Origin of the sequence: Bacillus sp. 16GRE42 (genome assembly GCF_019837435.1) — a bacterium.
In the GTDB taxonomy this organism is placed as follows: domain Bacteria; phylum Bacillota; class Bacilli; order Bacillales; family Bacillaceae_G; genus Bacillus_A; species Bacillus_A wiedmannii.
This window is the reverse complement of sequence record NZ_JADAXF010000001.1, coordinates 2,301,834-2,322,281: the sequence shown is the minus strand read 5'-3', so window position 1 is coordinate 2,322,281 and position 20,448 is coordinate 2,301,834. Positions and strand designations below refer to the sequence as shown.

Sequence of the window (20,448 nt, the reverse complement as noted above, 5' to 3'; positions counted from 1 at the left end):
TCAAATGAAAACTCGAAGGGAGGAAGCTGCAAGGGAAGTCGTATAAGCTTTTCGTGCAGTGGGACAACAAGTGAATATTTTATTTGCAGTATCAGAATGTGTACCATTTGTTAAATCGGGAGGATTAGCTGATGTAGCAGGTGCGCTCCCAAAAGAGCTGAAAAAATTAGGTGTGGACGTTCGCATTATACTTCCAAATTATAGTCTTATTCCGCAAAAATTAAGGGATGGATGTACGTTACATAAAGTAATTAACGTCCCGCTTGGGTGGAGAAATCAATATTGCGGAATTTTAAAAGGTGAGCAAGACGGGATTAAGTATTACTTAATAGATAATGAATATTATTTTAAGAGAGATTCTCTATATGGTCATTATGATGATGGAGAGCGTTTTTCTTATTTTTCGAAAGCAGTTTTAGAGTGTATTCCGCATCTTGATTTCGAAGTGGATGTTCTCCATAGCCACGATTGGCATACAGCTATGGTGAATTTCTTACTGCGTGAAAAGTATCAAGATAATCCATTATATGAGCATATTAAAACGGTGTATACGATTCATAACTTGCAGTTCCAAGGTGTATTTCCTCCTGAAGTGATGTACGACTTGTTAGAACTTGGTGACGAATATTTTCATAGTGAGCAGCTAGAGTTCTATGGAAATGTGAACTTTATGAAGGGCGGAATTATCGCTTCTGATCAAATTACAGCGGTTAGCCCGACATACAAAGAGGAAATTCAATATGAGTTTTTCGGTGAGAAGTTAGATGGATTGTTACGAAAAAATAATGGTAAGCTTAGCGGCATCGTAAATGGAATTGATACGAGCGTATATAATCCAGAAACGGATTCGTATATTACTGCTCAGTATGATGCAGAGTCATTAGAGGAAAAGAATGAAAATAAACGCGCCTTGCAGCGTTATTTTGGTTTGCCAGAAAAAGAAGATACACCAATTATTTCAATGGTAACGAGATTAACGAAGCAAAAAGGTCTTGATTTAGTACGTACTGTATTCCGCGAAATAATGGAGGAAGATGTGCAATGTATTATTTTAGGATCAGGTGATTCTGAATATGAACAATTCTTTGAGTGGATGGCATACGAGTATCCTGAGAAGGTAAAAGTGTATATCGGATTTAATGAAGAACTAGCCCACCAAGTGTATGCAGGAAGTGATTTATTCTTAATGCCATCACTATTTGAACCGTGTGGACTTGGACAACTTATCGCATTAGCGTACGGTACAATTCCGATTGTAAGAGAGACAGGCGGATTAAATGATACTGTACAATCTTATGACGAAGAAACTGGAGAAGGAAATGGTTTCAGTTTCACGAACTTTAATGCACATGACATGTTGCACACGGTTCTTCGTGCAATTGAATTTTATCATGATAAACCGGTGTGGGAGCAGCTTGTAAAACAAGCGATGACTGAAGATTATAGCTGGGAGAAATCAGCTCTTGCCTATAAGAAATTGTATAAAAGTCTCATGGAATAACATGTAGGTGGTGAAGAAATGTTTACTCATGTTGAAAGTTTCAAATCAGCTTTTCTAGAAAAGTTAGAGACGATGTATGGTAAAAGTTTTAAAGACTCTACAACTCGTGATCAATACAATACGCTTGGGTACATGGTACGTGAGTATATGAATAGTCAATGGATTGCAACGAACGAAAGTTATCGGTCTGGAGAGCAAAAGCAAATGTATTACTTATCCATTGAGTTTTTACTTGGGCGTTTGCTTGGAAGTAACATATTAAATTTAGGCATCAGGGATGTATGTGAGCAAGGACTTTCTGAGCTTGGGATTTCTTTGCAACAGTTAGAAGAGGTGGAAGCAGATGCAGGTCTTGGAAATGGTGGACTTGGACGATTAGCAGCCTGTTTCCTTGATTCACTTGCATCTTTAAACTTACCAGGTCATGGCTGTGGAATTCGTTACAAACATGGCTTATTTGATCAAAAAATTGTTGATGGTTATCAAGTTGAATTTCCAGAACAGTGGCTTCTTCATGAAAACGTATGGGAAGTAAGAAGGCATGATCAAGCTGTAGAAGTAAGTTATTTCGGCAATGTGGAACCGCTATACATTGACGGGCGTTTAGAGTTCAGGCATACGAATGCAGAAGTGATTATGGCAGTACCATATGACGTTCCAGTAGTAGGTTATGAGACGAGTACTGTAAATACACTCAGACTTTGGAATGCTGAACCAGTTCCTTTCCCGCAAAATTGTAAAGATATTTTGAAATATAAGCGTGAAACAGAGGCGGTATCGGAGTTTTTATATCCAGATGATACGCATGATGAGGGGAAAATACTTCGTTTGAAACAACAGTATTTCCTCGTATCAGCAAGTTTGCAAAATATCGTTCGTATGCATAGAGAAAGATATGGTGACCTTCGTCAATTACATGAGAAAATTGCGATTCATATTAATGATACACATCCCGTTTTGGCGATTCCAGAACTGATGCGTATTTTATTAGATGAAGAAAAACTAGCATGGGAAGAAGCTTGGCACATAACAACGCAAACGATTTCTTATACGAATCATACGACGTTATCAGAAGCGCTTGAGAAGTGGCCAATTCACATTTTCAAACCGTTATTACCGAGAATTTATATGATTATTGAAGAGATTAATGAACGTTTCTGTCATGAACTTTGGGAACGTTATCCATATGAATGGCATCGTATTGAAGAGATGGCGATTATTGCGCATGATCTTGTGAAAATGGCTCATTTAGCAATTGTCGGTAGCCATAGCGTAAATGGTGTAGCAAAAATTCATACGGAAATTTTAAAGCAACGTGAAATGCGACTGTTTTATGAGTTTTATCCAGATAAGTTTAATAATAAAACGAATGGAATCGCTCATAGACGTTGGTTAATGAAGGCGAATCCGCAGCTGACGAACCTTATTTCAGAGGCAATTGGAACAGAGTGGAAGAAAGAACCGATTAAGCTTCAAGAGCTACAATTAGTTCAATATGATGCGAGTTTCCAAGAGAAATTTGCAGAGGTAAAACAAGAGCGTAAAGAGATTTTAGCGGAGCGCATTCATAATAAAATGGGGATTACAATTGATCCTAATTCTATTTTTGATGTGCAAGTAAAAAGACTACATGCTTACAAACGACAATTATTAAATGTTCTTCATATTTTATATTTGTATAACCGTTTGAAAGAGGATGCTAGTTTTACATTTTACCCGCGTACTTTTATCTTTGGAGCGAAAGCATCACCTGGCTATTACTATGCGAAAAAAATTATTAAATTAATCAATGAACTCGCAAGGAAAGTGAATAATGATCCGTACGTAAGCCAATATATGAAAGTTATCTTTCTAGAAAACTATCGAGTGTCTTTAGCGGAAGATATATTCCCAGCTGCGGATGTGAGTGAGCAAATTTCAACTGCGAGTAAAGAAGCATCAGGAACGGGGAATATGAAATTTATGATGAATGGTGCGATTACACTCGGAACGTTAGATGGAGCTAATGTTGAAATAAAAGACCGGGTCGGTGATGATAACTGTTTCATTTTTGGCTTAACAGCGGAAGAGGTTCTTCATTACTATCAAAATGGTGGATATCGTGCAAGTGATTATTATCACCACAATATGCATATTAAAAAAGTAGTAGATCAGTTAACGAATGGTTTCTTTGCACATTCGGGAGCTGAATTTGAAGCGATTTATGATTCTCTCGTAATTCAAAATGATGAATACTTCGTTCTGCGAGATTTTGGTCCATATGCGGAAAGGCAAGAAGCTGTTGGTAGAGCGTATGAAAATCGAACGAAGTGGCTAGAAATGTCGATTTTAAATATTGCACAGTCTGGTCATTTTGCGAGTGATCGAACGATTTTACAGTATAGTAATGAGATTTGGAGTATTGGTAATGCGGTTACACAGTATTAAGTGAAAGTCCCTTTTGAAGGGACTTTTATTCATGGAGACAAAGTGTAAAAATGAATTATACGTATAGGGATGCTAAAGTGTATTCACTTTTAAAAGAGGAATATAATCACTTGAAAAACCGAGCTTAATCTCATTAAGCTCGGTTTTCTTTTTTTGCTTAAGAAAGAAATGGGATAGCGGTATATATGATACCTGTTCCACCATATTCTCCCGTCGCAAAGTATGAAAATGTAAAGAAACCTGTAAACGAAAAAATTATAATGAGAAAAAGTGCAAAGATAAATTTTAGCATGTAAGGTCCCCTCATCCAAAAATAACTTCATATATTATTATAGTATAAGGATATAGAATTTCCAATCATTACCTGGTTAAAAATGAGAAGTCAGACATGTTTTGTATGTTGTCATGGCATGATTATTTGTAATAGATTTTGTGTTTTTTGTAAAAGTCATATTGTGATGAACGTGTGCATATTCCCAGTCTTGGTCATTAAAATGGACATTGCGCGGAGGAAGAAGAGGAACGACATCAAATAGATTAACAAAGCGAAAGCTACTAGCTACTTGTAGTTTATAATAATTACGAAATGCAATATCGCCCACTTTGGGAGAGGCAAATGTATAAAGACCGTACTGTGCGAAGGCGGTGTTGATACGCGCATCGAGTATATGTAGTGTGGCGAGCGCGCCGCCTAAGCTATGACCTGTTGCAAGAAGTTTTTTATGGGCTGGTAGTGATACGAGCATATCCATAATAGAATCTCGACAAGATTCATAAATGGAAAGAAAGCCGTTATGGACATTTCCGCCGTTTAAAGCATATGGGTATGGTTTTTGGTTAACGAGTGAATCGATAATCCAGTCTGTATCTGTTTGTGTCCCGCGAAAAGCTACAATAATCGTATCCTCAGATTCTAGTATGAATCCAAACCATTCTGTCGTTTGAATGGTTTTTCCTTGAAAGCCTTGTACATATTGAAAACCATCCGGTATTTCGAAAATCCCATTTTGTTTATATTGTTCATACGTTAACTCACAACAAGAAGCTAACAATATGGCAGTATCTTTATCGAAGGATAAAGGAGTACGCATTAAGGAAGCCCTCCTTAAGAAAAGGTATAGTTCAATATATGCAGTGAGGGACTTGATTCATTCTTTTGAGGAAGTTTGAAAATTAGGCTTGAACCTTTCCTTTATAAATATGAAGAAGAAGCGCGGCTAATGAGGTTATGGAATCCAATACGATTCAAAATGGTTTATACAGTCCAAAAAAAGATAGTTCCCTATGAAGGGGACTATCTCTTTTTTGTTTTATTCTTTCCCATCTAAAAGACGTCCAAGTCCGCCTAAAACGCTGCCTTCACCGCTGTTTTGAGCTGCTGGGCTTGTAAGGCGTGCTGCTAAACGGCTAAGTGTTAAGGACTGAATCCAAACCGTTCCAGGACCTTCTAACGTTGCGAAGAATAAACCTTCGCCGCCAAATAGAGCTGTTTTTACTTTTCCAACGAACTCGATATCGTAGTTAACGTCTTTTGTCATGGCAACGAGACAACCTGTATCGATGCGAAGTCTTTCGCCAGGTTTTAATTCACGCTTATATACAGTTCCTCCTGCATGCATGAAAGCGAGTCCATCACCTTCAAGTTTCTGCATGATGAAACCTTCACCACCGAAGAAACCAGTTCCAATTTTTTTCGTAAACTCAATTCCGATAGAAACGCCCTTTGCTGCACAAAGAAACGCGTCTTTTTGACAAACGACTTTCCCTTGATATTGTGTTAAATCAACAGGGATGATTTTTCCTGGATAAGGAGCGGCGAATGATACGTGGCGCTTGCCATGACCTGTATTTGTAAAGACAGTCATAAACATACTTTCACCTGTAACGAGACGCTTACCAGCGCCCATTAATTTACCGAATAGACCACTAGATGGGCCAGAACCATCACCGAAAATGGTTTCCATTTCGATATGATCTTCCATCATCATCATTGCGCCAGCTTCTGCGATAACGCTTTCTTCTGGATCTAATTCAATTTCAACAAACTGCATATCATCGCCATATAATTTATACTCGATTTCATGTGCTTGCATTTTTTCACCTCATCATATGTAGTAATTATATTGTACAAAAATCAAAGGAATTAGAATACTGTAGATTTGTTAATTTTTGAATAAAAATAGAATGAAAATTTAAGGTTATACTAGGATTATAAAAAACGATGGTTTGAAAGTGTTCTCATTTGACGTTTTTGACATAGCATGATATAGTGAAAACACTATTGAGCTACATAATGTGGTACGGAAATAAAGCACGTTGTATTAAAGGCTGTAAGCTTGTTATACATTCATGTCCTTTATATCCACCTTTTCATGTGGATTCATAGTTTCATTTTTATTTAGGAGGTACATGACATGCAAACAGGTAAAGTTAAATGGTTTAACGGCGAAAAAGGTTTTGGCTTCATCGAAGTTGAAGGCGGAGAAGACGTATTCGTACATTTCTCAGCTATCCAAGGCGACGGCTTCAAAACTTTAGAAGAAGGTCAAGAAGTTTCTTTCGAAATCGTTGAAGGAAACCGCGGACCACAAGCAGCTAACGTTACAAAAAACTAATTAGCTAGCGATAAAAAGCATTCCGAATTTCGGAATGCTTTTTTTATTCTTTGGAGCTAGATTCATTTGAAGATAACTCGCCTTTGAAAGTGCGCTCTTCAAAGTCATCAAGCATTTGTTCATACTCTTCATGTTCTTCTGTGGCGAAAACTTGCGGATTTTTGCCATACATGTCTGTTCCTATAAAATTTTCGAAATCCTCTACATACCCAACATTTTCCTCACTATTTACGTACATGCCATTATAGTTTTTGGAATCCTGTCTTTCTAAATCGGACGGTGTTTCTGATGTCCCGTAATTTGCGACATCTTGCCATGCATCTTCAGCATCGTATTCTACAGAATGATCTTCGTCGTGCTTGTGAAAAGAAGGAGCCAACACCTCTTCTTCAACTGGTCGCGTGTTCATATTTAATTTATTTGTAGTGTGCTGAATACACGTTGTAGCGGTTGGCATTGCCTCTAATCTTTCAAACGGAATTTCTTCGCCAGATACTTCGCAAATTCCATACGTACCTGCTTCAATTTTTTGCAGGGCATGTTTCGTATCTTCTAGCTGCTTATGCCAAAATTCGATGAGCCCGAAATCTTTCTCGCGTTCGTATAATTCTGTAGCCATATCACCTGGATGATTGTCATAGCTAGATAATTCTCCAACAGAATCGCGTTCAGAAGCACGATCTGTATTCTCATGAGTTTGTATTGTTACTTCAACTTCTTGCTGTTGTTTTTCTAAAATAGATTTAAATTGATTTATTTGTTGTGGAGTTAACATAGTCTTCCACCTTCCTACAAGTCAGTTTCTTTACATAGTATGAGCGTTGAGAGTAGGAATTATGAGCTGAATTTCAGCTCGGAAATCGGTATAAAAAAAGAGCCGCATAAGCAGCTCCTTTTTATAGAAAATATCCAAGCAATAATCCGATTCCCATGAGGAGACCGAAGATTGTATTTGTTTTCGCTGTTGCAATCATCGCAGGTACCATTTCCATTGGAATGCTTTTGCCGATAAAGCCTTTCGTCGCTTTCAATGCTTTCGGTGCACTTAAAAATACGATAAGCATCCACGGCGATACGATGTTCACGATAATTAGAGCGATTGTCCAAATATAAGAAACGATGAACATAGAAGCGAGTACACCAACGGCTCTTTCACGTCCGACGAGAATTGCTAACGTTTTACGACCGTTTTCTTTATCGCCATCTAAGTCACGAATGTTATTAGCTAGTAAAATGGCACCAATTAAAATGGAGCTTGGAATAGATAATAAAATGACTTCTGATGTTACAGTTCCAGTTTGAATAAAGAATGAAATCCCAATAATAATGACACCCATAAATAATCCGGCTGTTAACTCTCCAAATGGTGTATAGGCAATTGGAAGTGGGCCACCTGTATAAAGGTAGGCAACGGCCATACAAACAAGACCGATTGCAGCAAGCCACCAGCTAGAATTCATACAAATATAAACACCTAATAGTATTGCGATGCCGAAAAATCCAAATGCTAAGTTAAGCACTGTTTTCGGCTGAATGCCATCGCGAACGATAGCGCCGCCGATACCGACTGACCCTTCGTGATCGAGTCCTCTTTTATAATCAAAGTATTCATTAAACATGTTTGTTGCTGCTTGAATGAGAAGACAAGCGAGAAGCATCATAAGGAAAAGAGGGAGATGTATTTGATTTATACCTCCGACCTGCATCGCATAGGCTGTTCCGATGAAAACAGGAACGAAAGCTGCTGTTAATGTATGGGGACGTAGTAAACTCCACCAAATGCGCCAGCCGGTTTGCTTACTTGGCTTTGGCGCCGTAGGAGAGGAATTCGTTTCGACGTTCATTTCCATGTTGAATCCTCCTTTGGTCACATATTGTACACAACTAAGTGTAGAAAAAGCATCATTTAGTGTCAACGTTTATTTTCTAGGAAGAGAAGGTGAATTTCTCAGAAATGCTAAACGTTGACAGGCCTTTCGTTTGAGGTGTATCTTAAAATCAAGCGTAATTATGACTATTTTTCGCCCATAGGGGGGAGACAATTGTGATTCAAACGAAACAAATAGGCTTGCAAGAAGTTCTTAGTGCAGCCATTAAGCGTGCAACTGATGAAAAAATATTGGTTAGCTTCGTAAAACAAATAGACTGGATAGATCCGCTTCTGTTTTATGCAGCAGGAAAAAGGATCTCATTCGAAAATAGATGTTATTTTGCAGACCCAGCTCAGCATGTAATATTTGCTGGAATTGGCTCTGTTTTCACTATAGCAACTTCTTCTCACAAACGCTTTCAAACGGCTCGTGACGAGTGGGATAAAGTAAAAGAGAAAGCATTTGTACAAAGAGGAAGATACGAATTTGGGACAGGTCCTCTTTTATTTGGTGGATTTTCATTTGACCAAGAAAAAGAGAAAACCGACTTATGGAAAGAATTTGATGATACGACATTTTCACTACCAGCATTTTTATTAACTGTAAAAAATGAAAAAGCATGGTTAACAATGAATACATTCGTTTCAGCAACTGATTGTGCAGAAACTCTTTATAACGAAATTGTTTCTTTAGAAGAGAAAATTTTTTGGGAGAGTAAATGTGCACTAGAGGGATCGAAATTAACAGTTACTTCTAAAGTAGAAGTAGATCCGAAAGGCTGGATGAAGGCCATTGAGACAGTGCAAGATGAGATGAAGCAGGGGAACGTGCAGAAGGTTGTATTAGCGAGGGAGCTAAAAGTAGAAATGGATCATCATATTGATTCTGCTTTTGTTTTAGAAGCGCTTCGCATTGGGCAACCGGATTGTTACGTATTTTCTTTTGATTATAAAGGAGCATGCTTCTTAGGAGCGACGCCAGAGAGGTTAATACGCAAAGAAGATGAGAAATTTACTTCGATGTGTCTTGCTGGTTCAACTGGTCATGGTCAATCTATAGAAGAAAGTAAACGAAATAGTAATGCGCTTCTTCATGATGAAAAGAATTTAGCTGAACACGGTTATGTTGTGAACATGATTCGAGGAGTGCTAAATGAGCACTGCGAATCCGTTAATATTCCGGAAAGTCCGGGCTTATTAACAACGAAAAACTTAATTCATTTATATACGCCTGTAGAGGCAAACGGCGATGCGAGTCTTTTAACAATGGTAGAAGAATTACACCCAACACCAGCTCTTGGCGGGACACCTCGTTTGGAAGCGATGAAACTGATTCGTGATGTTGAATTGTTAGACAGAGGGTTATATGGTGCACCGATTGGCTGGATAGATGATGAAGGAAATGGTGAATTTGCGGTTGCACTTCGCTGCGGATTATTAAATGGCGCGAAAGCATCCTTATTTGCCGGATGCGGGATTGTAATTGATTCAGTACCGCAACTTGAATATGAAGAAACAAGCTTGAAGTTTAGACCGATGCTTGGTGCTTTGGAGGAATTAATGAAATGAACAATCATATAGAAGCATTATCATATTATTTAGGCGCGTTCGTGGATGAACTGACGCGTCTAAATGTATGTGATGTTGTCATTAGTCCAGGCTCACGGTCAACACCGATTGCTCTACTAATGGAACAACATGAAGGAATGAACACATATTTACATGTAGATGAAAGATCAGCAGGATTTTTTGCGCTCGGTATCGCAAAAGCAAAAAAACGCCCTGTTGCATTATTATGTACGTCAGGAACGGCAGCAGCGAACTACTATCCAGCTGTATGTGAAGCTTTTCATTCACGAGTGCCGCTTATCGTCTTAACGGCAGATAGACCGCATGAATTAAGAGATGTTGGTGCACCACAAGCGATGAATCAATTCAATTTATACGGTACATTTGTGAAGCAATTTACAGAGATGGCACTTCCAGAAGCGAGTGAAGCGATGTATTATTATGCTCGCATGACGACGCAGCGTACGATAGCAAGCGCACTTCTAGCGCCGCAAGGACCTGTTCATCTTAATTTTCCAGTTCGCGAGCCGCTTATCCCAGATTTCTCATTAGAAAGTTTATGGGATAAAGGACGCGGGGAATATACAGGAGTAGTTCAGCAAGGGAACGTGATGATGCCGAGTGAATATGTAGATTCTCTTGTAGGGCGCCTTTCACATATGGAAAAGGGGCTTATTATTTGTGGAGATGATAGTCATTCAGAAATCGCAGCGTTTGCGGCAGAACTAGCTGAAAAAACGGGATATCCAATATTAGCGGATCCACTTTCGAACATTCGTAGCGGACATCACGATAAAACGATGGTAATCGACTGTTACGATACATTTTTACGAAATGAATTGTTAAAAGAAACGTGGAAGCCAGAAGTTATAATTCGCTTTGGTGGTATGCCTGTTTCTAAAGCATTAACGCAGTTCATTAAAAAACAGAAGAAAGCCGTTCATATCGTTGTTGAAGAATCTGGCCAATGGAGAGACCCAGCTCTCGTTGCGACAGAAGTTGTACAGGCAAGTGATACTGCATTTTGCAAGGCACTAATAGAAAAAATACCAGCTATGAAACAGAATGATTGGTTCGGAATGTGGCAACATATAAACGAAAAAACGAAGGAAACGCTTCGTGAAATGGAAACATATGAAACTGCATTTGAAGGGAAAGTTATTACGGATATCGTCCGCGTACTACCAGAAGGGGCAACATTATTCGCGAGTAATAGTATGCCAATTCGTGATACAGATTCATTCTTCTTCACATCAGATAAAGATATTCAAGTGATGGCAAACCGTGGTGTAAATGGGATTGATGGAATCATTTCGACAGCTTTAGGAGCGAGTATTATTTGCGATCCGCTCGTATTAGTTATTGGTGATTTATCATTTTATCACGATTTAAACGGATTATTAGCCGCAAAATTACATGAATTAAATATAACGATTGTCGTTGTAAACAATGATGGTGGCGGTATTTTCTCATTCTTACCACAATATGAGAAAAAGGAACATTTCGAATCATTATTTGGAACGCCAATTGGACTTGATTACGAGCATGTTGTCAAAATGTATGGCGGTTCATTTAGCCGTGTAAATGGTTGGGAGCAATTCCGAGAAGAGGTGCAAAAGGGAACGACGAAGGAAGGTTTACACGTTGTAGAAATTTGTACGAACCGTGATGAAAACTTAATATTGCACCGTAAATTGTGGGCGAAAACGCAGGACATAATTACTGCATCGTTGCAAGGTGAATCAAAATGAACGTAACGCTGCAAGGTGTATCGTATGAATATGAAGTAGTTGGAAGCGGGGAACCACTTCTACTTCTTCATGGTTTTACGGGAAGCATGGAAACGTGGCGTTCCTTCGTTCCTTCTTGGAGTGAACAGTTTCAAGTCATTTTAGTAGATATTGTGGGGCACGGAAAAACGGAAAGTCCTGAAGATGTAACTCACTATGATATTCGAAATGCAGCATTGCAAATGAAAGAACTACTAGATTATCTTCATATTGAAAAAGCACACATACTTGGCTATTCAATGGGCGGTAGACTGGCGATTACGATGGCATGTCTATATCCAGAGTATGTGCATTCCCTTTTATTAGAAAATTGTACAGCTGGACTCAAAAGTGAAGATGAGAGAGAAGAACGTCGTGTAAAAGATGAGCGACTTGCCAATAAAATTGAGCGAGAAGGCATCAATAGTTTTGTAACGATGTGGGAAAATATTCCGCTGTTTGAAACGCAAAAATGTTTAGCACAAAACGTACAAGAAGCAGTGCGAAAAGAAAGACTTGCTAACAATCCAAAAGGACTTGCAAATAGCTTGCGCGGCATGGGAACAGGGGCTCAGCTTTCATGGTGGAACGAGCTGCAAAACTTAAAAATGCCTGTTCTTTTAATGAACGGGGAGTATGATGAAAAGTTCTTTCGCATATTAAAAAACATCGAAAAATGCGTCTCTGACGCGAAATTTGTCAAAATTGATGGTGCTGGCCATGCAATTCATGTGGAACAACCGGAAAAGTTTGATACAATAGTAAAGGGATTTCTAAAAACTATGCAGTGATGCTTTTTCATCTAAGAAGGAAGCTACACTTATAGAGGAGATCAGAAATATACAAGGAGGTAGTTGTAATGGCTATTGAATGGGTAAAAGAAGGCAATTACGAAGATATTATTTATTCAACATACAATGGTATCGCAAAGATTTCGATTAACCGTCCTGAAGTACATAACGCATTCCGTCCTAAAACGGTAATGGAGTTAATCAACGCTTTTGCACACGCTCGTGATGATGCAAATGTTGGCGTTATCATTTTAACAGGTGAAGGTGGACGTGCATTCTGTTCTGGCGGCGACCAAAAAGTTCGCGGTCATGGTGGATATGTAGGTGACGACCAAATCCCTCGTTTAAACGTATTAGACTTACAACGTCTAATTCGCGCAATTCCTAAACCAGTTATTGCAATGGTAGCAGGTTATGCAATCGGTGGTGGACACGTACTTCATATCGTATGTGACTTAACAATCGCTGCAGACAATGCTGTATTTGGACAAACAGGTCCTAAAGTAGGAAGCTTTGACGGTGGATACGGAGCTGGTTACTTAGCTCGTATGGTAGGCCATAAGAAAGCTCGCGAAATTTGGTACCTATGCCGTCAATACAGCGCACAAGAAGCGCTTGATATGGGCTTAGTAAACACAGTAGTACCATTAGAAGAGCTTGAAGCAGAAACAGTACAATGGGCACAAGAAATCTTAGCAAACAGCCCAATGGCACTTCGTTTCCTAAAAGCTGCATTCAACGCAGACACAGACGGTCTAGCTGGTATTCAACAACTAGCTGGAGATGCAACGTTATTGTACTACACAACTGACGAAGCAAAAGAAGGTCGCGACGCGTTCAAAGAAAAACGCAGTCCGGACTTCGGTCAATTCCCTCGTTTCCCGTGATCAAATCAAAAGCGGAGCCGACTGTTTAGCCTCGTAGGCTAAGGTTCTTTCGCACAGAAAGTGTTTTTTACTTTCTCGGGCGGAAGGTTCTTAGACGGAAGGGGCTAGGAGGCGTAGCTAGATGAGATCAAACCGGAAACAAAACAACTAAGAGACTTGATGTCATATCAAGTCTCTTTCTTTCATGAAAGGAGAATGGATAATGGAGACGATGCCAAATTGGTTAATGCAACGTGCATTTTTAACACCAGATCGCATTGCAATTGAAATAGAGGAAGAGAAAGTTACTTTTATGCAGCTGCATGAAAAAGTAGTATCTGTTTGTGAACACCTCACACATGTAGGAGTGAAGCGTGGGCAAAAGGTGGCTGTTCTGATGAAAAATGGTATGGAGATGATTACAGTTATTCACGTCCTATCTTACGTAGGTGCAGTAGCTGTGCTTTTAAATACGCGTCTTTCAAGAGAAGAGCTACTTTGGCAAATGGATGATGCTGAAGTTGTATGCTTAGTGACGGATCAAGATTTCGAGCCTAAAGATGTTCCTGTATATTCATTTGCCGAAGTGATGAATGGATCGAAGGCGGAAGCCTCTATACAAGAAGAATTCTCTTTAGAAGAAGCAATGACAATTATTTATACGTCAGGGACGACAGGGAAGCCGAAAGGCGTTATTTTAACGTACGGCAATCACTGGGCAAGCGCGGTTGGTTCTTCGCTTAATTTAGGGCTTCGTGATGATGATTGCTGGTTAGCTTGTATGCCGATGTTCCACGTTGGCGGGTTATCTCTTTTAATGAAAAATGTTATGTACGGAATGCGTATTTTACTCGTTCCGAAATATGATGCTGATTTTATTCATAAAGCACTTCAAACGAGAGGTGTTACGATCATTTCTGTCGTTTCTAAAATGTTAACTGATTTATTAGAGAGACTTGGAGGAGAGACATATCCATCTTCTTTACGATGCATGTTACTTGGCGGAGGACCAGCCCCGAAACCACTACTAGAAACGTGTGTAGATAAAGGAATTCCTGTGTATCAAACGTACGGTATGACAGAAACGTCGTCGCAAATTTGTACGTTATCCGCAGATTACATGTTAACGAAAGTAGGATCAGCCGGGAAACCACTATTTCAGTGCCAACTTCGTATTGAAAAAGATGGCGTAGTAGTGCCGCCGTTTACGGAAGGCGAGATCGCAGTAAAAGGACCGAACGTAACAGGCGGTTATTTTAATCGTGAAGATGCGACGCGCGAAACCATCCAAAACGGATGGCTTCATACTGGTGACCTCGGTTATTTAGACGAAGAAGGATTTTTATACGTATTAGACCGCCGCAGTGATTTAATTATTTCTGGCGGTGAAAATATATATCCGGCTCAAATTGAAGAAGTGTTGCTCTCTCATCCGATGGTAGCCGAAGCCGGTGTCGTCGGTATGACTGACGATAAATGGGGACAAGTACCCGCTGCTTTTGTTGTAAAAAGTGGAGAGGTAACAGAAGAAGAAATTCTGCATTTTTGCGAGGAGAAATTAGCGAAATATAAAGTGCCGAAGAAAGCATGTTTCTTAGAGGAATTACCACGAAACGCTTCGAAAAAATTGTTAAGACGAGAGTTAAGACAATTAGTGGAGGAGATGTAAGTGGAAATAAAAAAAGCGACACTTCATATAACGGAAATGCCACTCGTCATTCCGTTCGCTGCAAGCTACGGAACGTATGAAAAGCGTGAAAGTATCGTCATTGAATTAGAAGATACGGACGGATACATTGGATTTGGCGAAGTCGTTGCGTTCTCTGAACCGTGGTATACGGAAGAAACGGTGAAGACAGCGCTACATGTACTTCAAGATTTTTTAATACCGGATTTATTGAAAGCTGAAATTTCTCATCCGAATGAAATACCAGATTTGTTCAAGCATACAAAGAGAAACAGAATGGCAAAGGCCGGAATTGAAGGGGCTGTTTGGGGCTTATATGCAAAGCGTCAAAAGAAGTCATTAGCGGCATTACTTGGCGGAACTAGGACTGAAATTGAAGTTGGCGTTGTGATTGGTATCAATACAATTCCCGTCATGTTAAAACAAATTGAGAAGTATGCAGAAGAAGGGTACGAGCGTTTTAAAGTGAAAATAAAGCCAGAGCATGATTACGAATTATTGAAAGAAATTCGTAAAGAATTCCCGCATATCCCGTTAATGGCTGATGCAAATTCAGCCTATACATTAGCGGATACGGAGAAGTTGAAGCGATTAGATGAATTTCAATTGATGATGATTGAACAGCCGTTAGCGGATTACGATTTTCTGGATCATGCACAACTGCAAAAGAAAATTGAAACGCCAATTTGTTTAGACGAAAGCATACATAGTTTAGAAGACGCGCGCGTTGCGATTACGCTTGGTAGTTGCCGCATCGTTAATATTAAACCAGGGCGAGTGGGTGGGTTAACAGAATCCATTCAAATTCATGATTACTGCATGGAGCATACCATACCAGTTTGGTGCGGTGGTATGGTAGAGATGGGGATTTCACGAGCACAAAATGTTGCGCTTGCTTCACTGCCAAACTTTACGATTCCAGGTGATATATCTGCCTCTAGCCGACATTGGGAGAAGGATATTATTTCGCCGGAAGTGATGCTTGAGGGCGGAAAGGTGATTGTACCGCAAAGTGTTGACACTGAGTATGAAGTAAATCGAGGAAGGCTGGCGGAAATCACGAAGCAGCGGATAGTTTTGGAGCGGTGAATTTAATCAGGATGCCCGCAAATAGCGGTAGGATTTTGTTGTTAATTGTCGGTAAGTCGATATAATTTCATTTACTAAGGTTACTCCCGTGAGTAACCTTTTCGTATTGTACAAATTGGATAGACTAGTTTACAATCGAGCGTATACAAGGGGGAGTAAAATGAAGAACATTTCAATTTTAATAGCGGATGATGAGGCAGAAATTGCTGATTTAATTGAGATACATTTAGAAAAAGAAGGTTACCACGTCGTGAAGGCAGCTGATGGAGAAGAGGCAATTCATGTTATTAAAACGCAGCCAATCGACTTAGTGGTTTTAGATATTATGATGCCAAAAATGGATGGTTATGAAGTGACGCGCCAAATTCGCGCGAAGCATCATATGCCAATCATTTTCTTAAGTGCGAAAACGTCTGATTTTGATAAGGTGACAGGTTTAGTATTAGGTGCAGATGATTATATGACGAAACCTTTTACACCGATTGAATTAGTTGCACGTGTAAATGCACAATTACGCCGATTTCTTACGTTAAATCAGCCGAAAGTAGCGGAGAATAAATCTGCTTTAGAGGTAGGCGGAGTTGTTATTGATCCTGAGCGAAGAACAGTAAATGTGTACGGAGAACAAGTTGAATTAACACCGAAAGAGTTTGATATTTTATATTTATTAGCGAGCCATCCGAAGAAAGTGTACAATGTGGAAAATATTTTTCAGCAAGTATGGGCTGAAGGTTATTATGAAAGTGGAAATACAGTTATGGTACATATTCGTACACTGCGGAAAAAACTTGGAGAAGATAAAAGAAAGAATAAGTTAATAAAAACAGTGTGGGGAGTAGGGTATACTTTCAATGGCTAAAAAGATGAGAAGCTTTCGCTCGAAGATGGTTATGCTATTTGCGTTAAGTATGATATTAGCTGGTGGGGTAACGTATATCATTTATGAAGGCTTACGGATCTACTATAAATTAGTCGTTCGTTTTGAAGATCCATTAGCCCAATTCCGTTCAATGATAAGACAAATTGGGGATGTTAATTTCTTTTTAATTATTTTTATCCCTCTGTCTATTATGTTTTTCTTCTTCCTTACTAGGCCTTATGTAAAATATTTTGATGAGATTTCAAACGGGATTCACCATTTGGCGAACGGAGATTTTACAAATGAAGTGCACGTTTCATCAAATGATGAGTTTGGATATATCGCACGTGAAATAAATGTAGCGAGTGAAAAATTAAAGGAAGCAGTGGAACGAGGAGACTTTGCGGAAAGTAGTAAAGACCAGCTTATTGTTAACTTAGCTCACGATTTAAGAACGCCGTTAACATCTGTTTTAGGTTATTTAGATTTAATTCTTAAAGATGAGAATTTGACGAAAGAACAAATTAAACATTTTTCCACAATCGCTTTTACGAAATCCGAAAGGCTGGAAAGTTTAATTGATGAATTATTTGAAATTACGAGAATGAATTATGGGATGTTGCAGCTGGACAAAAGACCAATTGATATAAGTGAATTGCTTATACAGTTAGAGGAAGAATTGTATCCGTTATTAGAGAAAAAGGGTTTAGAAGCGAGATTGAACATGGATTCTTATTTACCTATTAGCGGTGATGGAAAATTATTAGCGAGGGTATTTGAAAATCTTTTAACGAACGCGATTCGTTACGGGTATGATGGAAAGTTTGTCGATGTGAACGCATATATTGAGAGTGAAGAGGTAGTCGTACAAATTATTAATTACGGAGATAGCATTCCGGAAGAAGATTTACCGTATCTTTTTGATATGTTTTATACAGGTGATAAAGCAAGGTCAGAGCAACAAGGTAGTACAGGCCTTGGTTTATTTATCGCGAAAAATATTGTTGAACAGCATGATGGGAAGATTTCTGCTGAAAGTAATGTAATTAGAACGATATTTGAAGTAAGATTACCAAAAGAAGAAAGCTAAGCAATTTAATAAAAATTTAAACTTTACCCCACTTTTTATTTTAATAGTTTTTTCTATTCTATACGTAAGTCACGTTAAGGAGGAACTAGAAATGAAAAAGTGGGTATTTATTTCTCTTTTTATATTATGTACAGTCTGTGTAGGCTTTTATATATCACCGTTATTTCAAAAGGAGATCGATGTTAAAATTGCGGGAAAAGATAATAAGGTAAAATCGGCGAAAATTGAAAAGGTAGAGGTTACAAAAGAACAAGTTTATAAAGGTAATCTATTATTAGTTAATAAAGATTACCCCGTTAAAAAAGATAGTATTAGATCCGATATTATAAATGTAAATCACAATAGTGAATTAGTAAGAGGCTATGTGATATTTGATAGAAATCTTCGTTTATCAAAGGATGTTGTGAGCAAGTTTTTGAACGTTGTCGATGCAGCTGGGAAAGATGGTGTACAGCATTTTTTAATGAATAGCGGATATCGAGATTTTAATGAGCAAGAAAAGTTATATGAAAAAATGGGCTCTGATTATGCACTTCCAGCAGGATATAGTGAACATAATTTAGGATTATCACTGGATGTTGGATCTACGCAAAAGAAGATGGAGAGAGCCCCTGAAGGAAAGTGGATTGAAGAGAACGTATGGAAGCATGGCTTTGTTTTACGTTATCCGAAAAATAAAAGTCATATTACAGGCATTCAATATGAGCCGTGGCATATACGTTATGTCGGATTACCTCATAGTGCGATTATGCAAAAAGAGAAAATTACATTAGAGGAATATTTGGACTTCTTAAAAGAGAAAAAAGAAATCACAACCGATGTGGAAGGTAAGAAATATACGGTTTCTTATTATAAAGTGTCCGGGAATAGGAAAGTGAATGTTCCAGCGGATAAGCAGTATGAAATTTCGGGCAACAATATGGATGGGGTTATTGTGACGGTTCAGGAATAGATCATTTTGATTCTCCCATGCGGGAGAATCAAAATGGAGGAACAGGTACAAATTTTTATATGACTAGGATTGTAATTAACATATTTTCAATGAAGTTTAGTCAGAGTAAAAAAAGTCGGAGCCTCATCAACATTCTTCAGCCATATATACTCCTGACTATGTAAGCTATCCTTCACCCAGACATCGCCTTTATATTCATTTGTTTTCTTGCGAAGCCAAGTAAGATAAGGGCGAATAACTTGAGGGTCTTCATCACGTTCATTCTGTTTTGGGAACGAGATTTGTTTCTGTTCTTCTGTTTTTATATTGATCATATAAAGTGTTGTAAACATCGTCGGAACAAGGCCTTCTTTCCATGCCTTATTTTCTTTTGCACGAGCCACAACCACTTTGTTTGGTGAAAACCATTCTAAATCAAGGTCTACATAACCGACAGGTGTGTAGACCTTTTGTTGTTTTGCTATTACCATGTCTGCAACTGTAAATTTTTTATTTTCTACAAAAAATCTTCCTTCTCCTGAAATATAGGCCAGTTGATTGGCTGATGGAGCCCACTTCATCCAGTCTTTGAACCATAGCATGTTACCAATCGTTCGAAAGTGTTTCCCTTTTGATGAGATAACACATAATGTATTGCTATCCATTGCTAAGGAGGCAGTAGGACTAGCCAAAAAACTAAGCCACTTTCCATCAGAACTCCACTTGAAATAGTTAGTGTTAATCGCAAATAAATCAGTTTCATTTGTTTGAATCGTATAAAAAGGCTTTATTTTATCTTTAGCAAGATTTGCATCGACTGGTATTTTATAAAGTGGAATCTTGCCCCATCCGGTCGGACGCAAGCAGGATTGTGAGGAGACGATAAATTCCTTTCCGTTCGGGAACCATTCGAAATCACTAACCCCAAGTGATACATTTTCAAAATCTTGTGGGCGACCGTTTTTAATTTTTGTAACGTTTAATAAACCTTGATCAGTGTAAGCCAATTGATTTTTGTTTGGTGACCACTTAAAGTCAGATGTTACGACTCTTACATAAGGCTGATAGTTTATTTTATCTTCCGTATCATAGATGAATAAGTTAGATTCTTTACCCGCTTCATCACTATCAATATAGCCAATAAACCTACCGTGATAAGACCATTTTGGAGAATACACATATCGATTTTTTGTGATTTGTATTTCTTGATTTCCTGTCTTTATCCATAGCTGATGGTCCCGGATAAATGCAGCCGTGAGTGATGGAGGGGCTGCGCTAACCGTTGTTGATATAGACAAAGTAATTAAAATTATAAATAATAAAATTCGAAATCCCATGAATATCCCTCCTGCTTATAGGTTGTCCGAATATGTAATGGAAACTC

Annotated in this window: 18 protein-coding genes; 12 read left to right on the top strand and 6 right to left on the bottom strand. The window is 38.6% G+C overall.

Translation table 11 applies throughout. The features are described from left to right. The first annotated feature begins 70 nt into the window (after positions 1–70). Complete coding sequence (gene glgA, locus ILS93_RS12155) at positions 71–1,501, top strand: glycogen synthase GlgA (protein WP_149173700.1); 1,431 nt, start codon at positions 71–73, stop codon at positions 1,499–1,501. A gap of 18 nt (positions 1,502–1,519) precedes the next feature. Next, entirely contained in the window at positions 1,520–3,928 is a 2,409-nt protein-coding gene (gene glgP, locus ILS93_RS12150; protein WP_087984936.1) for a glycogen phosphorylase, read from the top strand. Positions 3,929–4,085: 157 nt separating this feature from the next. Here the strand turns inward: glgP and ILS93_RS28695 are convergent, their stop codons facing one another. From ILS93_RS28695 to ILS93_RS12140, 3 genes are all read right to left on the bottom strand, one after another. Continuing rightward, entirely contained in the window at positions 4,086–4,220 is a 135-nt protein-coding gene (locus ILS93_RS28695; RefSeq protein WP_081257150.1) for a hypothetical protein, read from the bottom strand. Positions 4,221–4,296: 76 nt separating this feature from the next. Beyond that, positions 4,297–5,019, bottom strand: a complete 723-nt coding sequence (locus ILS93_RS12145) for a lipase family protein (RefSeq protein ID WP_222660531.1) — start codon at positions 5,017–5,019, stop codon at positions 4,297–4,299. Positions 5,020–5,238: 219 nt separating this feature from the next. Next, positions 5,239–6,021, bottom strand: a complete 783-nt coding sequence (locus ILS93_RS12140; protein ID WP_001147830.1) for a TIGR00266 family protein — start codon at positions 6,019–6,021, stop codon at positions 5,239–5,241. A 321-nt stretch (positions 6,022–6,342) separates the two neighbouring features. Between ILS93_RS12140 and cspD the strand changes: the two genes are divergently transcribed. Beyond that, a complete protein-coding gene (gene cspD / locus ILS93_RS12135) occupies positions 6,343–6,543 on the top strand; it encodes a cold-shock protein CspD (RefSeq protein WP_001193052.1) in 201 nt (66 codons plus the stop codon). A gap of 43 nt (positions 6,544–6,586) precedes the next feature. On the opposite strand, the gene ILS93_RS12130 is transcribed toward cspD, so the two are convergent. After that, complete coding sequence (locus ILS93_RS12130) at positions 6,587–7,318, bottom strand: yteA family sporulation protein (RefSeq protein WP_064474437.1); 732 nt, start codon at positions 7,316–7,318, stop codon at positions 6,587–6,589. 121 nt (positions 7,319–7,439) lie between these two features. Continuing rightward, complete coding sequence (locus ILS93_RS12125; protein WP_000425755.1) at positions 7,440–8,393, bottom strand: 1,4-dihydroxy-2-naphthoate polyprenyltransferase; 954 nt, start codon at positions 8,391–8,393, stop codon at positions 7,440–7,442. Positions 8,394–8,587: 194 nt separating this feature from the next. On the opposite strand from ILS93_RS12125, the gene ILS93_RS12120 reads away from it, so the two are divergent. The 9 genes from ILS93_RS12120 (at position 8,588) to ILS93_RS12080 (ending at position 19,085) form a co-directional block, all read left to right on the top strand. Then, positions 8,588–9,982: an isochorismate synthase gene (locus ILS93_RS12120; RefSeq protein ID WP_222660528.1), complete on the top strand. Its 1,395-nt coding sequence runs from the start codon at positions 8,588–8,590 to the stop codon at positions 9,980–9,982. Beyond that, the gene (gene menD, locus ILS93_RS12115; protein ID WP_222660526.1) at positions 9,979–11,733 is read left to right on the top strand and encodes a 2-succinyl-5-enolpyruvyl-6-hydroxy-3-cyclohexene-1-carboxylic-acid synthase; all 1,755 of its coding nucleotides are present in this window, start codon (positions 9,979–9,981) and stop codon (positions 11,731–11,733) included. The genes ILS93_RS12120 and menD overlap by 4 nt, the downstream gene beginning before the upstream one ends. After that, complete coding sequence (menH, locus tag ILS93_RS12110; protein ID WP_064474440.1) at positions 11,730–12,542, top strand: 2-succinyl-6-hydroxy-2,4-cyclohexadiene-1-carboxylate synthase; 813 nt, start codon at positions 11,730–11,732, stop codon at positions 12,540–12,542. Before menD ends, menH begins: the two co-directional genes overlap by 4 nt. Positions 12,543–12,610: 68 nt before the next feature. Next, a complete protein-coding gene (gene menB / locus ILS93_RS12105) occupies positions 12,611–13,429 on the top strand; it encodes a 1,4-dihydroxy-2-naphthoyl-CoA synthase (protein WP_000963888.1) in 819 nt (272 codons plus the stop codon). Between the two features lie 202 nt (positions 13,430–13,631). Continuing rightward, positions 13,632–15,077 carry an o-succinylbenzoate--CoA ligase gene (locus tag ILS93_RS12100; RefSeq protein WP_098101786.1) on the top strand — a complete coding sequence of 482 codons (1,446 nt, stop codon included), beginning with the start codon at positions 13,632–13,634 and terminating at the stop codon, positions 15,075–15,077. Further along, complete coding sequence (menC, locus tag ILS93_RS12095; RefSeq protein ID WP_222660524.1) at positions 15,078–16,184, top strand: o-succinylbenzoate synthase; 1,107 nt, start codon at positions 15,078–15,080, stop codon at positions 16,182–16,184. A 160-nt stretch (positions 16,185–16,344) separates the two neighbouring features. After that, entirely contained in the window at positions 16,345–17,043 is a 699-nt protein-coding gene (locus tag ILS93_RS12090) for a response regulator transcription factor (RefSeq protein WP_000790344.1), read from the top strand. Then, a complete protein-coding gene (locus ILS93_RS12085) occupies positions 17,036–18,133 on the top strand; it encodes a HAMP domain-containing sensor histidine kinase (protein ID WP_064474443.1) in 1,098 nt (365 codons plus the stop codon). The genes ILS93_RS12090 and ILS93_RS12085 overlap by 8 nt, the downstream gene beginning before the upstream one ends. Positions 18,134–18,224: 91 nt before the next feature. Beyond that, complete coding sequence (locus ILS93_RS12080) at positions 18,225–19,085, top strand: M15 family metallopeptidase (RefSeq protein ID WP_098101782.1); 861 nt, start codon at positions 18,225–18,227, stop codon at positions 19,083–19,085. Between the two features lie 86 nt (positions 19,086–19,171). Here the strand turns inward: ILS93_RS12080 and ILS93_RS12075 are convergent, their stop codons facing one another. Further along, the gene (locus tag ILS93_RS12075; RefSeq protein WP_222660522.1) at positions 19,172–20,401 is read right to left on the bottom strand and encodes a translocation protein TolB; all 1,230 of its coding nucleotides are present in this window, start codon (positions 20,399–20,401) and stop codon (positions 19,172–19,174) included. Between the last annotated feature and the right edge of the window lie 47 nt (positions 20,402–20,448).

Bases quoted from the DNA above. Each gene is read 5' to 3' on its own strand.
- cspD (WP_001193052.1), top strand. From the start codon at position 6,343: ATGCAAACAGGTAAAGTTAAATGGTTTAACGGCGAAAAAGGTTTTGGC.
- ILS93_RS12080 (WP_098101782.1), top strand. From the start codon at position 18,225: ATGAAAAAGTGGGTATTTATTTCTCTTTTTATATTATGTACAGTCTGT.
- ILS93_RS12085 (WP_064474443.1), top strand. From the start codon at position 17,036: ATGGCTAAAAAGATGAGAAGCTTTCGCTCGAAGATGGTTATGCTATTT.
- ILS93_RS28695 (WP_081257150.1), bottom strand. From the start codon at position 4,220: ATGCTAAAATTTATCTTTGCACTTTTTCTCATTATAATTTTTTCGTTT.
- ILS93_RS12140 (WP_001147830.1), bottom strand. From the start codon at position 6,021: ATGCAAGCACATGAAATCGAGTATAAATTATATGGCGATGATATGCAG.
- menD (WP_222660526.1), top strand. From the start codon at position 9,979: ATGAACAATCATATAGAAGCATTATCATATTATTTAGGCGCGTTCGTG.
- glgP (WP_087984936.1), top strand. From the start codon at position 1,520: ATGTTTACTCATGTTGAAAGTTTCAAATCAGCTTTTCTAGAAAAGTTA.
- ILS93_RS12145 (WP_222660531.1), bottom strand. From the start codon at position 5,019: ATGCGTACTCCTTTATCCTTCGATAAAGATACTGCCATATTGTTAGCT.
- ILS93_RS12075 (WP_222660522.1), bottom strand. From the start codon at position 20,401: ATGGGATTTCGAATTTTATTATTTATAATTTTAATTACTTTGTCTATA.
- ILS93_RS12125 (WP_000425755.1), bottom strand. From the start codon at position 8,393: ATGGAAATGAACGTCGAAACGAATTCCTCTCCTACGGCGCCAAAGCCA.
- ILS93_RS12130 (WP_064474437.1), bottom strand. From the start codon at position 7,318: ATGTTAACTCCACAACAAATAAATCAATTTAAATCTATTTTAGAAAAA.
- menH (WP_064474440.1), top strand. From the start codon at position 11,730: ATGAACGTAACGCTGCAAGGTGTATCGTATGAATATGAAGTAGTTGGA.
- menB (WP_000963888.1), top strand. From the start codon at position 12,611: ATGGCTATTGAATGGGTAAAAGAAGGCAATTACGAAGATATTATTTAT.
- ILS93_RS12100 (WP_098101786.1), top strand. From the start codon at position 13,632: ATGGAGACGATGCCAAATTGGTTAATGCAACGTGCATTTTTAACACCA.
- ILS93_RS12090 (WP_000790344.1), top strand. From the start codon at position 16,345: ATGAAGAACATTTCAATTTTAATAGCGGATGATGAGGCAGAAATTGCT.